At 46.1% G+C, this 15,959-nt stretch carries 12 protein-coding genes; all 12 read left to right on the top strand.

Going from position 1 to position 15,959, the window contains the following annotated elements; translation table 11 throughout:
* Nucleotides 1-20: 20 nt before the first annotated feature.
* The 12 genes from J7E78_RS16740 to J7E78_RS16690 all read left to right on the top strand — a co-directional run bounded on the left by J7E78_RS16740 (nt 21) and on the right by J7E78_RS16690 (nt 15,910).
* A complete protein-coding gene (locus tag J7E78_RS16740) occupies nt 21-905 on the top strand; it encodes a flagellar hook-basal body protein (protein WP_215077368.1) in 885 nt (294 codons plus the stop codon).
* A gap of 117 nt (nt 906-1,022) precedes the next feature.
* On the top strand, nt 1,023-1,148 hold the full coding sequence (locus J7E78_RS29715; RefSeq protein WP_285229449.1) for a hypothetical protein: 126 nt from the start codon (nt 1,023-1,025) through the stop codon (nt 1,146-1,148).
* Between the two features lie 393 nt (nt 1,149-1,541).
* Complete coding sequence (locus J7E78_RS16735) at nt 1,542-2,381, top strand: flagellar hook-basal body protein (RefSeq protein WP_215077367.1); 840 nt, start codon at nt 1,542-1,544, stop codon at nt 2,379-2,381.
* Between the two features lie 12 nt (nt 2,382-2,393).
* Nucleotides 2,394-2,618: a DNA-directed RNA polymerase subunit beta gene (locus tag J7E78_RS16730; protein WP_210109216.1), complete on the top strand. Its 225-nt coding sequence runs from the start codon at nt 2,394-2,396 to the stop codon at nt 2,616-2,618.
* Between the two features lie 488 nt (nt 2,619-3,106).
* On the top strand, nt 3,107-3,538 hold the full coding sequence (gene fabZ, locus J7E78_RS16725; RefSeq protein WP_036613058.1) for a 3-hydroxyacyl-ACP dehydratase FabZ: 432 nt from the start codon (nt 3,107-3,109) through the stop codon (nt 3,536-3,538).
* A 111-nt stretch (nt 3,539-3,649) separates the two neighbouring features.
* Nucleotides 3,650-5,371 (top strand): phospho-sugar mutase, encoded by a 1,722-nt coding sequence (locus J7E78_RS16720; protein ID WP_215077366.1) that lies wholly within the window; start codon nt 3,650-3,652, stop codon nt 5,369-5,371.
* A gap of 411 nt (nt 5,372-5,782) precedes the next feature.
* Nucleotides 5,783-7,804 carry a DUF5693 family protein gene (locus J7E78_RS16715; RefSeq protein WP_215077365.1) on the top strand — a complete coding sequence of 674 codons (2,022 nt, stop codon included), beginning with the start codon at nt 5,783-5,785 and terminating at the stop codon, nt 7,802-7,804.
* Nucleotides 7,780-8,961, top strand: coding sequence for a polysaccharide pyruvyl transferase CsaB (gene csaB / locus J7E78_RS16710; protein WP_215077364.1), 1,182 nt, complete (start codon nt 7,780-7,782; stop codon nt 8,959-8,961). The genes J7E78_RS16715 and csaB overlap by 25 nt, the downstream gene beginning before the upstream one ends.
* Nucleotides 8,962-8,968: 7 nt before the next feature.
* On the top strand, nt 8,969-9,727 hold the full coding sequence (locus J7E78_RS16705; RefSeq protein ID WP_215077363.1) for a WecB/TagA/CpsF family glycosyltransferase: 759 nt from the start codon (nt 8,969-8,971) through the stop codon (nt 9,725-9,727).
* A gap of 414 nt (nt 9,728-10,141) precedes the next feature.
* Nucleotides 10,142-11,269, top strand: coding sequence for a glycosyltransferase family 4 protein (locus tag J7E78_RS16700; protein ID WP_036612523.1), 1,128 nt, complete (start codon nt 10,142-10,144; stop codon nt 11,267-11,269).
* A 163-nt stretch (nt 11,270-11,432) separates the two neighbouring features.
* Nucleotides 11,433-15,362 (top strand): S-layer homology domain-containing protein, encoded by a 3,930-nt coding sequence (locus tag J7E78_RS16695; RefSeq protein ID WP_215077362.1) that lies wholly within the window; start codon nt 11,433-11,435, stop codon nt 15,360-15,362.
* Nucleotides 15,363-15,568: 206 nt separating this feature from the next.
* The gene (locus J7E78_RS16690) at nt 15,569-15,910 is read left to right on the top strand and encodes a hypothetical protein (RefSeq protein WP_036612519.1); all 342 of its coding nucleotides are present in this window, start codon (nt 15,569-15,571) and stop codon (nt 15,908-15,910) included.
* Nucleotides 15,911-15,959: the final 49 nt, after the last annotated feature.

Below are 15,959 nucleotides of genomic sequence, written 5' to 3'. Positions count from 1 at the left end.
TTGAGGAGAGGGGTTAATTCATGTTAAGAGGTCTGTACACCGCTACTGCGGGAATGATTACGCAACAACGCCGCCATGACACAGCAACACAGAATATCGTAAATATGAACACCACGGGATACAAACAGGTGAACAGCGTAAGCCGTTCCTTCCCGGAAATGCTCATTACCTTGGTAGGCGGAGATGCAAATCTCCCGACAAAGCGGCTGGGCAAGCTGAACACGGGGGTGTTCGCGGAAGAGAGTTTGTCCATGAATTTGCAGGGGACCATTATGGAGACTGGGCAGAAAAATGATTTTTCCATTTCATCCAATATGACTGTCAATGATCCGCAGACTGGACAACCTGTCCCGTTTGACGCATCAGGCAAATTTGTACGGGCCGACGGCACGGTAACTTACCAGCCCCAGGCATATTTTACAGTTCAGGATGCAGAAGGTAACACCGGATATACACGTGATGGTCACTTCGAGATTACAGGAACGGGACAATTGCTGAGTTCAACAGGTTCACAAGTGTTGGATAATAATGGACAACCTGTCGTATTGACAGGTTCCGTAGAGCAATTTAAAGTGGATGAGCAAGGCCGTTTGGTGGATGCAGCAACGGGTGTACCAACAGGGGTTACTCTTGGCATTAGTGTCATTGACCAGCCGAATCAACTGGTTCGTCGAGGTGATGGCAATTTCAGTCTCAACGATGAAAATGGAGCAACTGCTAGGATGATGGCTGCCGGTGATAATGTGCAGATCCGTCAGGGATACCTGGAAGGTTCCAATGTTGATGCTTCACAGGCAACGGTTGATATGAACGCCGCATTCCGTGCGTATGAAGCAAACCAGAAGGTCGTACAATTCTACGACCGCAGTCTGGACAAAGCCGTCAATGAAGTCGGGCGTGTATAACGCCGACGTTTAAATATAACCGCGCATCGGGGAGCCAAACGCCCTTTGCGTAGCAAAGCAGAGAGGCTCACGCGGAGCGCGAGAGCCTGGACGCAACCGAGCATATGCGAGGGATGCGTGGCAGTACCTGAGCGCAGCGACGGTCACGACAGTCCTTTGCGGAGCAAAGCAGGGAGAGACCACGCGGAGCGCGAGAGCCTGGACGCAACCGAGCATATGCGAGGAATGCGTGGCAGTACCTGAGCGAAGCGACGGTCACGACAGCCCTTTGCGGAGCAAAGCAGGGAGAGACCACGCGGAGCGCGAGAGCCTGGACGCAACCGAGCATATGCGAGGAATGCGTGGCAGTACCTGAGCGAAGCGATGGTCTCGACAGTCCTTTGCGGAGCAAAGCAAGGAGAGACCACGCGGAGCTACACGCCGTATAAAGAGCGTGTCGTGCTATGATTCAGCCATGTGAAACTATGGCGGAAATCATAGCACGGCAGTCGCGGCGCGCACACACCACCGCCACTTAGCAAGATCGTACCCCACTTATCTACTCCGCCTGTTTCGGGAGTCCAGAGGGCAGCGCCATCTGGGGCCCTCCCTGCTAGGGAGGGTTTGGGAGGGTGAAAACAGGGAGGGTAACCACCAATGAATAATTCCATGATTAGTGCCAAGGTGTCCATGACTGCCATACAGCAGCGTCTGGATGTCATTTCCGATAATATTGCCAACGTGAATACGGCAGGCTATAAGAGCAAGCAGGCGGCATTCGAGGATGTGCTGACCCGGGTTCAACAACAACCGGACAAGTACAAACTGGATGGACGTTCCACACCGATGGGATATAACCTCGGTTTTGGTGCTCGTTTGGCAGATGTAACGAAGGATATGTCTCAAGGCCCCATGAACGAGACGGGCCTTCCGACCGATCTGGCCATTGAGGGAAATGCGATGTTTGCAGTTGAAGCGAATGGGGAGAAAATGTGGACACGTCAGGGTGCATTTCATTTTGTACCGGATACAAGACCTAAACCTACTCCGAATTCACCTGATATGATGGTGATGGTTAATGGCGAAGGCCACTTTGCCCTGGATCGTCAAGGCAATCGTATTACGGCGCCGAATAATAGCAAAGTTGCTTTTGATGAAAATGGCAACCTGTTAATCCGACGCGGTAATGAGGCGAATGCAACCATTGGAGCACAGATGCAAGTGGTAGACATTGAACGCCCAGAGGGACTGGTACAGTATGCGGATAACCTGTTTGGTCTGGATGCGGGATTAACTGAGGATGATGTATTTGGCGCTAATGCAGCTACACGTCAAGCGGCTGCCTTGATCCGTCCAGGATTTCTGGAGCAATCTAATGTGGATCTGACACAGGAGATGTCTTTGCTTATGCAAGGACAGCGAACATATCAACTGGCGGCAAAGGCGCTTACTTCAAGTGATTCCATGTTGGGTCTTGCCAACAATATGAGAGCGTAAAAGGTGAATGTGATGACAGAAACACAGCAGCAAAACAGTAAGCCAGAGAAAAAGGAAGTCAAGAAGAAGAAGAGTGGATGGCGCATCGCAAGATGGTTCCTGGTCCCGGCCCTGCTTGTTCTTGCCCTCGCTGGCGGAATGGTAGCTGGATATGTGGTACTGGGAAAACAGGATATCGGTTCCGTATGGCAATGGAGTACATGGGAACATGTATATAATCTGGTGTTCGCTCCATAATGTAACGAGTTAAGCGAAAACTCCTGCGCAGGCAGGAGTTTTCTTTTTGACGTTGAAAACAGTATAATGATGGATGACGTTTGACGTCAAAAGAGGCCTCCCCTGCGAAAGACATTCGTCATCGCGAAGAGAGACCCCTTATCTTAACCTTCACTACTGCAGTCATGAAGGATATAACTAGTGTTAACCGAAAATATGCTTTCCATACAAAATTAAAAAAATTAAAAACCCATTTATATGAGCTTCGGCTTGATCATAATGAGGTTTTCCATGTCCGCACTAAAGTCAGTGAAGGGAACGGAATCGTTCGAAAGAAGCGAAGCGCTCGCCTTTGTTTCCTAATGTTATCCATCTGAAAAATAATTCAGAAACATTAGGAAACAACAGCGATCGAAAGAACGATCCGTAACCGTAACGGTCACCTATGCGCACATGAAAAATCCATGATGAAGAATGCTCATATAAACATCCCGAGAGGAGATTACACTGTGCTCGATATCAAACAGATTCAAGAAATCATCCCGCACCGCCCCCCGTTTCTGCTAGTGGACAAGATTCTAGAGATTGAGGATGGCAAACGTGCCGTTGGTCTGAAAAATGTAACCATTAACGAACCTTTCTTCATTGGTCATTTCCCAGAGTATCCGGTAATGCCGGGTGTACTGATTACAGAAGCGCTGGCTCAGGTTGGTGCGGTAGCCATTCTGAATTTGGAAGGCAACAAAGGCAAAATCGGCTTTTTGGCGGGACTGGACAACTTCCGATTCCGTGGACAAGTTGTGCCCGGAGATACGTTGATTCTGGAAGTGGAGATTACGCGTCTCAAGGGTTCTATTGGTAAAGGTAAAGCAACTGCCCGAGTGAACGACAAAGTGGTCGCTGAAGGCGAGATCATGTTTGCACTGTCTGACCCAAGCTGATTACATACGTGAGCATTGACATCATGCAGGAACGTAGACGAACCGAATGATGCAAGATGCTGAAGTAACTCAGCACACCTGAATTTATATAGACGGAAGGGGTTTATCGGAATGGAACAGTTAAGCACAGCAGCAGCAGAGACGTTGCAGCAATGGTTGGAGGATGCTTCGATTGATGAAGCAACGAAACAGGAGCTTCGTGACTTGCAGGATCAGCCGAAAGAGCTGGAGGAACGTTTTTACAGAAACCTGGAGTTTGGTACAGGAGGATTACGTGGAGTCATTGGTGCGGGAAGCAACCGGATGAACCGTTACACCGTTGGGCGGGCAACGCAAGGATTTGCGCGTTATTTGCTTGAGCAGCATGGTGACCAAGAAGGCAAACCTTCTGTTGTCATTGCTCATGATTCCCGTCATTTCTCACCTGAATTCACACTGGATGCTGCGCTTGTACTGGCTGGAAACGGCATTGTAGCCAAGCTGTTCCCATCCCTGCGTTCAACTCCTGAGTTGTCATTCGCAGTGCGTCATCAGAAGGCCACTGGCGGAATCGTTGTAACAGCGAGCCACAACCCACCGGAATACAACGGATATAAAGTCTACAATCATGAGGGCGGTCAATTGGTACCGAATGAAGCGGAAAAAGTCATTCAGTACATCCAGGAAGTGCCTTCCCTTGCTGACGTGAAGAAGCTGACGCAAGAAGAAGCAGAAGCACAGGGGCTACTGATCTGGCTGGGTGAAGACCAAGATCAAGCGTTTGTGGATACCGTAGCAAGCCGCAGTCTGAGCCGCGAACTGATCCAATCCGACATAGGCCGTGATTTCAAAATCGTCTTCACACCGCTTCACGGTACAGGCAACATCCCTGTACGTCGCGTGCTGGAGCAGATCGGATTCGAGCAAGTGCACATTGTAGCAGAACAGGAACAGCCGGATGCGGAGTTCTCTACCGTGAAATCTCCTAACCCGGAAGAACGCGAAGCGTTTACGCTTGCAATGAAGCTGGGCGAATCCGTGGGCGCTGACATTCTGATGGGAACAGACCCGGATGGCGACCGTATGGGTGCTGTTGTGAAAGACAACGATGGCAAATATTTCGTCTTGTCCGGTAACCAGTCTGGTGCGATTATGGTACATTACCTGCTCAGTCGCCTGCAAGAGACAGGTACACTGCCGAGCAACGGCGCGGTTGTCAAAACGATCGTAACAAGTGAGATGGGTGCTGTTATTGCTGAACATTACGGTGCAGAAGTGATGAACACACTGACAGGCTTCAAATATATCGGTGAAAAAATGAACCAGTTCGAAGCAACAGGCAGTCATACCTTCTTGTTCGGATATGAAGAGAGTTATGGCTACCTTTCAGGCAACTATGCCCGTGACAAGGATGCTGTCCTTGCCTCGATGCTGATTGCTGAAGCAGCAGCGTATTATAAGAGCCAAGGCAAGACGCTGTATGATGTCTTGCAAGAGCTGTACAACCAATTCGGATATTTCCTGGAGAAGCTGGAGTCCCGTACGCTGAAAGGCAAAGACGGCGTAGCTCAGATTCAAGCGAAAATGACGGACTGGCGTTCCAATCCGCCACAAGAAGTAGCGGGAATTGCTGTACAAGATGTACTGGACTATTCCCTTGGTCTGGACGGTCTTCCGAAGGAGAACGTACTGAAGTTCATTTTGGCAGACGGTTCATGGTTCTGCTTGCGTCCTTCAGGAACAGAGCCGAAGATCAAAGTATACTTCGCCGTGCGTGGTGAGAGTTTGGAAGATGCCGAAAGCCGGATCGAGCGCCTGGTGACCACCGTAATGTCGCGTGTAGACGCACAATAATACAAATGCAACAAAGAGTTAGGACATGAGAAGGCCTCTCCGCACCGTAAGGTTGGTTGGCGGAGGGGTTTTTCTTTGAAATAATATTACAGATGGATCTATATAAATTGAACTGAACATTTACACGAGAACGTAGAGGGCAGAAATAACCTAAAGAAGTGAAGTGTTCGCCTTTATCACCAGATTTTCACCTTTATTAAAATTGAATCAAAAAAATCGGGGGATAACAGCGATCGGAAGGTTGTTCTGTCATCGAAGTGGCAAGTGTAAATAATGCTTTAGTTCAGTCTATATAGCATATAAGAGGGCTTGTTGACACAAGCTGTTTGTAACCTATTGTATGAATGGTATATGAACGAATTACTTGAGCTGAACGTGCATTTGGTTCCAACACTTGAGGAGGTACATGTAGTGCGTCAAAAATGGCTTTATTGGAATAACGCTTCTCGGAAGTGGTTGTGGCTCGTCGTTATTATCGGTCTGGTTGCGTCCATCCCTGTAATCAGTGATCGGGTGCAGACAGAATCTTCTGCCAAAAAGGTAGAGCTTGTCTTCAACTATCGGGGTCTGCTGGATATCTCCGCGTATCAGGCACATCCGCAAGATTTCATGAATGAACAATTGACTCGTCTAAAAGACGCAGGCGTAACGACCATGGCTGTGTTCGAAAGTACATTGGACGAGCTGAGAAAGACACGCCGACTAATGGTATATAATGGCCAGGATCTTGCCAACCTGACCAAAGATGTAATTCCTTCTAACGCAAATTACACGTATGTGTTATTTACATCAGAGGAAAACGCACAGACGTATACCCCTATTATTGAACAAACGTTCGCTGATCGGCATATTCCGGTAGTACCATGGGAATATGAAGGTCGTAGCGGCTTAATATTGCAGACTCCTCCGGAGAATGCCAACATGCAGCCTTTGCAGCCCGATCCGGTTGCCGTGAAGATGCTGCGTGATAAAGGGTTCTACATTTTGCCGCGGATCTCGGACAGTGTGCCATACAGCCAGGAATCGATGGAGCGCTTGCTTACCTTCTTCGAAGAGAATGGTGTAAAGCGCATCTTGTTTGATGGGGATGCTGTGAAAGGGTACAATGATAATGCAGAGATGAAGAGTCTCGACCAATTCGCACAGTTGCTGAACAAGCACAATATTGGTCTTGCAGCCATCGAGAACTTGAAGAAACCGCAGTCTGGATTCCAGACCCTTGCTTATAAAACGGATTACAACGTTACGCGTCTGTACTCGCTTAGTGATGGGGATGCCAATCTGGACGTAGATACGATTGCTGACCGTTTTGTTCTCGCAACCAAGGATCGCAACATTCGTATGCTCTATATGAATGCATCACCAAGCCGGAATACAGCCAAGGCCATGATTACAGATCCAATTGAGAATCTGATCAACAGCTTGGGTGAGCCGGGTCACGCGGTAGAACGCATGGCGAAGCATGGATTCGAACTAGGACAAGCTGAAGCATTTACAGTTAAGGATTCGTCGATTCAGCGTTATGCCAAGCTGGTTGCTCTTGTTGGTGCAATTGCCATGATTGCACTTATGATTTCTTATTTTATCCCACTACTGACCTTGATCGCATTTGTAGTTGCTCTGGTGGGCAGTGCAGGATTGTTCCTTTTGAAACCAACGCTGCTGGAGCAAGGAATTGCCTTGCTTGTGGCCATTGCCGCGCCGACCATAGCGATGGTGCTGGCCGTTCGTACAGTGAACTATCAGCAACAGCGTCAACCAGACGCATCCGCGGGTCGTCGTTTGAAACAGACCTTAGTTTTATATGTAAGAACTTCGATTCTGTCGTTCCTGGCGGTACCTTTTGTCATCGCGTTGCTGAACAGTATTACGTACAGTCTGGTGATTAACCAGTTCCGCGGCGTGAGTCTGTTGCACTTTGCACCTATGGCGCTGGTAGCGATTTACATTGTGTTTTATCGTGGTTCGGGTTCATTCTCGATGAAGAAAATTAAAGAAGTGCTTCGTACACCGATTAATGTATTAATGGTTGTTTTGGGGCTTGTTGCTGCCGTGGTTGGGTACTATTACTTGAGTCGCACAGGCAACTCGGGTGCAGTAACGCCGTTCGAGATGTTCCTGCGTACCACGCTGGAAGATACGTTCGGTGTACGTCCGAGATTCAAAGAATTTATGCTGGGACACCCGCTGTTTATCGTTGGCGTGTTCGCCGCTTTAAAATATCGTAAAGTCATCTTTGTACTCATTATTGCAGCGATTGGACAGTTGTCCATGGTGGATACGTTCGCGCATATCCATACGCCGGCTGTATTGTCACTCATTCGTGGAGTGATGGGATTGGGACTTGGCTTAATCTTCGGTATCATTGCTGTGGGTGTGTGGCAAGTAGCGGAAGGATGTTGGAAAAAATGGTCACCACTTCTCAAAAGTTAGTCATCTCGGGGTATTACGGATTCCGCAATAGCGGAGACGAAGCGGTGCTAAAGTCGATTTTGACAGCGCTGGAAGAGGAAAGCCAAAGGTCGAACATCACCATTGAACCTATTGTTCTCTCGGGTGATCCCGAGTCGACAACCGCCATGTACGGTGTGCGCTCCGTGCATCGTATGAAATTGAAGGAAGTCCGTGAAGCACTCAAGGAGAGCGACGGGTTAATCAGTGGCGGAGGAAGTCTGTTGCAGGATGCAACTGGACTGAAATCCATTCCTTATTATCTGGGTGTAATCAAGCTGGCTCAGATGTTGAAAAAGCCAACGTTTATCTATGCACAGGGTATTGGCCCTGTGAAGCGTAGAATTTTCGATCCAATGATCAAATCGGTCTTCAAGGCCTGCACCTATGTATCCGTTCGGGATGAACAATCTGCAGACTACCTGCGTGGGCTCGGGTTACAGTGGAATCAGATCCATGTCGTACCCGACCCGGTAATGGGCTTGCCATTACCTGAAGCAAAAGTTGAGAGTGGGGCAGGTACTGTCTCAGCAAATGCTGCTACTCAAGCTAATCGAGTGGAACCTTCATCTGGAGGACATACCAAGCTTCCTGTGATCGGCGTATCGGTACGTTTTTGGGAGTCGGACAAGAAGGAACTTACGGCTATTGCAGCCGGATTGAAAAAGCTGTGCTCCAAAAGAGCGGTGCACTTGCGTTTTCTACCATTTCATTTGCCGATAGATGAACAGGCATCACGATTCCTTATGGAAATGCTAGGTGATGTGACCAGCAAAGGCAGTGAGATTAGCATCACACAGGATCTGACCGACCCACAGCTTATGCTGGAGGAAGTCAGCAAGTGTGATCTGGTGATTGGTATGCGTCTGCACAGTCTGATCTATGCGGCATCGCAATATGTTCCTCCGGTAGGCATCTCGTATGATCCGAAAATTGATCAATTCCTGCTTCGTCTGGATAGTGAACCAGCAGGGAATACGAGCTCACTCGATGGTGTTAAACTTGCCAAGACTGTCGTTGGATTGTTGGATCAACGTTCACAGTGGTTGAAGGAACATGAAGAAGGCATCACCGAACTGAAGCAGGAAGCCAGAGTACCTGCACAGCAGATTATTAACTATTTAGGCCGCAAAGGATGAGATGAAAATGAGTCAGACCGGATCAATACCTACCGTTTCAATCTATGGCATTCCTTTTTCCAAACTGACGATGAAAGAAACGGTAAAGGTTCTCCAGGAAGCTGTGCTGTCCAAGCAACCACACCAGGTCATCACAGCCAACCCGATTATGGTTATGGCCGCATTGGAAGATCCCGCAATTATGGAAGTCATGCAAGCTGCGGAATTGATTGTTCCTGATGGAACAGGTGTCGTATGGGCTGCGAACTATTGTGGAGATCCTGTAGCTGAGCGAGTGCCGGGATTTGAGCTATTACATGAATTGCTGCGTGTTGGAGAAAACTATCGATGGGGCGTATATCTGCTTGGTTCCACCCCTGAGGTGATTCAAGAAACGGCAACTCGGTTACAACAGCAATATCGGGCGATTCGAATTGTGGGTTATCGCGACGGTTATTTTGGTCCGGCTGAGGATGAACAGGTCATCGCTTCTATTCGGGAAGCATCACCTGATCTGTTGTTTGTAGCACGGGGGGCGGATACCCAAGAACCGTGGATTCACAAACATAAACACGCACTACAGGTTCCCGTAACTATGGGGGTCGGCGGCAGCTTTGATGTGATTTCGGGTAAAACCAAACGTGCGCCTATGCTGTTCCAAAAGTTAAGACTGGAGTGGTTTTATCGCTTATTGCGTGAACCAAGCCGGGCTGGCCGGATGCTTGCGCTTCCGAAATTCGCTGTTAAGGTGATGCGTGACAAAGAAAACGTGACGAAAGTCCGTTAAAAACAGGTAATTGCAAGATAAATGCCTGTTTATGCTAGAAATTAAGGATGGCTATTTAGGTGGGATAAGCGTATAATTCATTCCGGATTACATGTGTGCCACTCCATGAAAAACGGAAGTTGTTGCATACGGCCACTTCGATGTCAGAATAACCTTTTGATCGCTGTTATCTCTGGATTTCTTTTATCCACCTTTGCAAGGTTGAAATCCCGCGATAGCATATGCTTACGATGTAGCTTTCTTTCAGAAAGTTTGTAGGCGAACGCTTCGCTTCTACAGGTTATTTCTCCCTCTCCGTTCTGGTGCAAATTGCATTTTTCATCAAAAGTGACTAACAATAATTTTCATATATAAAAAGAGATCAGGGGATTTATAATTTCGTACAGGTATTATAATTGGGGGTCGAATGTTCAAATGGTAGCGATCTTTATCATTGGATTTATCGTGTCAATGGGACTGGCTCTTGCCCTGACACCACTTGTCAAAAAGTTCGCAGTCCGCATTGGCGCAATGGATACGCCGAATGCACGTAAAGTACACACACGAATCATGCCGCGTCTTGGTGGTCTGGGGATATTCCTGGCCTTTATTATTACCGTTGCTGCATTGCTTCCGTTTGTATCGGCATGGTTCACAACTCGGGACATGAGTTTTGTCAGCGCGTTTCTGATTGGTGGAACGATTATTGTGCTGATCGGCGCACTTGATGATCGGTTTGAACTGTCAGCCAAAGTGAAGTTGCTTGGTCAGATCGTTGCTGCTTCTGTCGTTGTATTTGGATTTAATATCCGGGTAGATTTCGTTAATATTCCGTTTCAGGATTCCTATTCTTCACTGGAAGCCTGGGTATCCATTCCGCTGACGATCTTATGGATCGTTGGTGTAACCAATGCGATTAACCTGATTGATGGTCTGGATGGTCTGGCAGCGGGTGTATCTGGTATTGCAATTGGTACCATTGCCGTAATGTCCTTCCTGATGGGGAACATGATGATCGCTTTGATGTGCCTTGTGTTATTGGGTAGCATCATTGGATTCCTGTTTTTCAACTTCCACCCAGCCAAGATCTTCATGGGGGATACCGGATCACTATTCCTTGGTTTCTCTCTGGCAATGCTATCTATGCTGGGATTCAAACAAATTGCTATCGTGTCCTTCATTACACCGCTGATCATTATCGGTGTGCCGCTCTCGGATACCTTCTTCGCGATCATTCGTCGTGCGGTACAACGGAAACCGATTTTCGCACCGGATAAAGGTCACCTGCATCACTGCTTGCGTGAACTTGGATTCAGTCACCGTCAGACGGTGCTGATCATTTATGGAATTGCCGCATTCTTCGGAGTTCTGGCGATTATCCAATCTTCCGCTGCCATGTTCGAAGCGAACTGGGTAACGTTCGTTGTGATCTGTATCATGATGTTCTTCCTTCAGGTGGGAGCAGAAGTCATCGGGCTTGTTAGCAAAACAAGAAGACCGGTTATTAACTTCCTGATGCGTATGCGCGTCAAGCTGAATCCGGAGACCCGTTCGAAATCTTAAATAGATAAATGTAATGGTTACAGCTATTCTTGAATATTATTCCAGACCCAACCTTATCCCTTGTGGATAAGGTTTTTTGTTTATTTTGATATTTTTACTAAATAATTGGAACCTTTTGCCGATATATAAAGTTAACTGACTTAAAAAGAGGAGAGATGATTGAATGCAGCGTACGAAGAAGCCGTTAATCTGGCTGATGATGGTGGCACTGGTTGTATCTCTAATACCAGCTGGCCTTGCACCAGTCGCATCGGCGGCGGGACAGACAAGTTACTTTACTCCTGATAATGAAAAATTAAAGCGTACGGCAGGATTATCGATGGATGCCCCTGATCCGAATAACTCTGTTCCCAGTGATGCGGATAAACTATCTCGTAATAGTGCCTATATCGTTACAAGTAGTGAACAAGTAGTTGCGGGTACATTCACCAACGTTACAGGATCGACACTTGGTGTAAATGTACAACTGATGAATCTTCAGAATGGTAAATGGGTACCAGAAAGTACACGTGTTGCGCCAGGTGTTGTGACCGTTGATCCCGACCGTCCAGATAATCGATTCAGGTCAACACTTACACTTTTCCCGGGGATGAACCGTGTAACATTCACAGGTTCCCAAGGGCCGAGTGAACGATCAGAAAGCTTTTATATCCTATATGACTCCGTACCGTATATCGACAAATTGCAAGTGCTTGGTGGCTCAGATAATTTAAATCTGAATGAAGGCGCTCAAGTCGTTGTTAATACTGGTGATGTAACCATTACGGGGGTTGCTCAGAATTCGAAAAGAGTTACGGTGTCACTGAATAACGGCACTGCGTTGCCTACTGGCTTGCAACTGGATGGAAACTTTTTCTCACCGGTGTTAAATTTGAAGCCAGGACATAATGACTTGGCCATCACAATTGAGGGTGGAACAGATAAGAAGGTCTTTAACTATTCCTTGTTATATTACAACGACCAAAGTCCATTCTCTACACTTGATCTGAGAGAAGGAGGAGCAGGTCTGCCGCAAAGCATGCTATCCAATGTACGACCAACATATGGTGGAGAGCTAATTGATGCATATGTTAATGTTCAATTGATTCTTCCAGAGCAAGCTGGGAATCCTACACCAGTGATTGGATTGGAAGACGAGACATTGGAACCTGGTGCCATTAAAAATATGGACATTGAGGATATCCCGAGTGTGGGTCAGAACACTCCAGGATATACTATTATCACTTTTGATATCAATCCAATTCCCTTCAAGGACACCAATGGCATGATTGATCGTCTGCAAAATCATATCCTGACTGTAGATTACGGTGATGAGAGTGTAAGAACAACGATGAATCTGGAATATGTAGAAAATGCAGTCAGTATTAGCAACTTGAAATATATTCGGGATTTCAATCAAACTAATATGATTGATGCAACAACAGTTCCAGAAGGTGTAAATCTTGATGGGGCGAGTGTCAATTCAAGTGACTTCTACATCTTGGTTGAGACGAACAGAGATCCTGGCAGTGCTGGATTGAATGCTAGTTACCTTCCACGGGGAACAAGTGATATAACAATTGACTTTATTGGTAATGCTGTGAAAGATGATCCAACCAAACGGATTTACCATATCACTGGTTTTAAAAGTGGAAACCAGATGGTACGATTCGCTTTTGATAATTCGTCAACAGGACGTAATGTTACCATTTCATATGCCTCCAAGAGCTTTATCTCTGTAGATAATCTTACTGATGGGCAGACCTATGATATGAATTCCATTGCATCAGATGGGATTACATTGGAAGGTCGGTATGTTGACTTTGACAACTTGACCAGTCCATTTTTTGTAGGAGAAATATTCGCCAATGGTCGTAAGGTCTATTCCACAAGTGACACGCCTGCACCAGGGCAGGAGTATCCACTTAGTTTGAGTTTTGGAACTGATGGAAGCTTTTCGAAGAAAATCAAAGTGGATGGCGATACAGGTCCATTATATATCGGAGAAAACAGAATTGTACTCACGGGTACAGCAAAGGATACTAAAGGACAAATTAGTGAAGTTTCAAAAGAACTCCGAATCTTCATCAATGACAATAATATCTCGACGATTAATAATTTCCAACCATCACTAAGCAACAATACATCAAGATTCCCTACGGATACTTATAGCTCCAATGATCCATGGGTAAGGGAGTTATTTAACCTTTCACCTGAATTCGTGTTCAATGATAATAAGTATACAACGAGTTTGAAATCATTCGACTTGGTTCTTCGGGGTGCTGGGGCAACAAGAATGAGCCTCAACATGGGAACGCAAAATATATTTGAACTTAACATTCCGGATGGAGCTTCAGATACTTGGGTAAATCCAATAATGAATGATCAATTTGCTACAAACAACCCAACCGTTATCGTTGAGAAAGCAGGACGGCAACAAGACTTTGTTGTTCGTTTGAAGAATTTGAAGGCAGAAACACCTGGAACGTATATCTATACACTGGATCTTTACAACAAAACAGGTGCGAAGACAAGTCAGAAGGTAGAGATTGTAAAAGAGGTTACAGGATATCGGATTTTATCTCCTGTTGCCAATTCCGGAACTCAAATTGTTGTGAATAAGAACTTTGTTCATTTTGATATTGAGGCAGAGGGCGCTACTGGGGTTATCATTGATAAGCAACCAGCAGCTAAACTTCAAGGTGCAGCAACGGATCGTTTTGTGCTCGATTACGTTGGACTTAAGCCAGATAAATCGAATGCGATCAAGATAACGATTAATCGTGATGGTGTAACAACGAACGATACCGTTAATGTGTTCTATACGAATGCTGCAGGGGTTGACTCGCAATATATGGCTCCTAAGGTGGCTAACAAATATTCTGCATTCAACAAGCAGGTAGAGCTCAGTTTTCCAAAAGGAACAATAATGGAGAGCACGGATACTCGAGGGATCAAGAAGTTTTATCCTGAAAATAAACTTTTGTTCGGTATCGCTGACCCTGCAACGGGGATCGTTGAACGACGCAATGATTATGGAAGTCTTGTTGGGATTCAACAAAATGCAAACGATCCGAATGTGATAACTGTACCAGATGAGTATTATAGAAGATTCTCGGCTGTAGTAGGAGATGCAATAAACTTCAGTCCGATCTCTGATATTTACTGGGTTAGTGGTGGAATGGGAGAATCGGGAAGGGATACAAGTAATTACAAAGCGCCAACAAACGGTAGTGGTCCATACACCGTTAACTCGCTGTACGGAGATCCGCAGATTCCCGCAGAGCGGAAGATCAAACCTTCTCAAAGAGGTTCACTGACTATAGCTTATGACCCTAACGTTGTAGACGATGCAGGTTCAACCATCTCGGTATTCTATTATACGCCAAACCGAGAATGGAGACGTATTGGGGGCGAAGTTGACTCCAAGAAACATACAGTCACAGTTCCATTTGACGACTTTGGCTATTATAAAGTAATGAAACTTAGAAGAAGCTATAATGATATTACGAATCATGGTTGGGCCAGAAATATTCTGAATGCATTGTATGCCAAAGGGTTCATGACACCTATTCGTTTCGAACAATTTGGTACAGATGACAGAACCTCACGCGGGGAGTTCGCTACACTTCTTGTCAAAGGTCTGAATTTGCCAATTACATCTGATAGTAATCGAACCTTTACGGACGTAGCAGCAGGAACAAGTTCATTTACATGGGACTATGACAGCATTGAGACAGCGGCCAGAGCAGGGATCGTTACTGGACTGTCAGATGGCGTGTTTGGTCCAGATCAGCCTCTTACACGTGAACAGGCAGCTGTAATGATCGCGAGAGCGCTTGAGTTAAAGTTAGCCAGCAATGACAGCAAGTTAACTGGTGCATTGGCCAAATCCTTTATTGACTCAGGAAGCATGGAAGCTTATTCAAGACCAGCGATACAAGCGGTGACGAAGGCTAAAATTATGGAGGGATCTCCAGTCACAGTTGCAGGTCAGAAGAAGCCACAGTTCGCTTTTAATCCAAAAGGGAATTTGACCCGTGCCGAAGCAGGTAAAATTGCAGTAGAGTTGCTCAAGAAGAGCACCAAAGTATTCCCTAAAACCTTAAGTTAATTCAACTGATACAACGGTGCATTTTAGGAAGGACCTGTCCCTTACTCTAAAGGGGCAGGTCCTTTTTATGAGCCTTAATGAATTGACATAGAATACTTTTATAATAGAAGCAAACTGATTTTTACCAATAACTATTTTTGTAATTTGCTAGAGTTTAAGATACAATAACGGTAAATACACAATGATCTAGAGGGTGAAGTTAGCTAATGAAACCGATTTATTCGAAAGCCCAGCTGGGCTACATGAAGGCAAAGACACAGTTTGAGAAGCAGGCAGTCATTCTGGAGAAAAAGTTGGAAGATACACGTAAGACTCAGGAGATCTCTCAGGAAGTTATGGAAGGGCTTGTACAGTCCACTGGCTTCCATGATGCGTATAACAATCTGGTTCTGGCTGAGAATGAATTGATTGAATGGTCTCACACAACGATGAAGCATGAGAAAACGTACCGTGAGAACAGACAACCAATTGACGATATGTATCTGAGATTGAATAGTGATCCAAATATGCGAGCTCAAATTATTGAACTTGCGATGAAGATTAAATAACGTTATATATCCAGAACTGCACAAGAAGTGATATGCTCCCCTCATAGTA

This window comes from Paenibacillus polymyxa (assembly GCF_018614975.1).
GTDB classification, from domain to species: domain Bacteria; phylum Bacillota; class Bacilli; order Paenibacillales; family Paenibacillaceae; genus Paenibacillus; species Paenibacillus polymyxa_E.
This window is presented reverse-complemented; position numbering and strand designations above follow the sequence as displayed.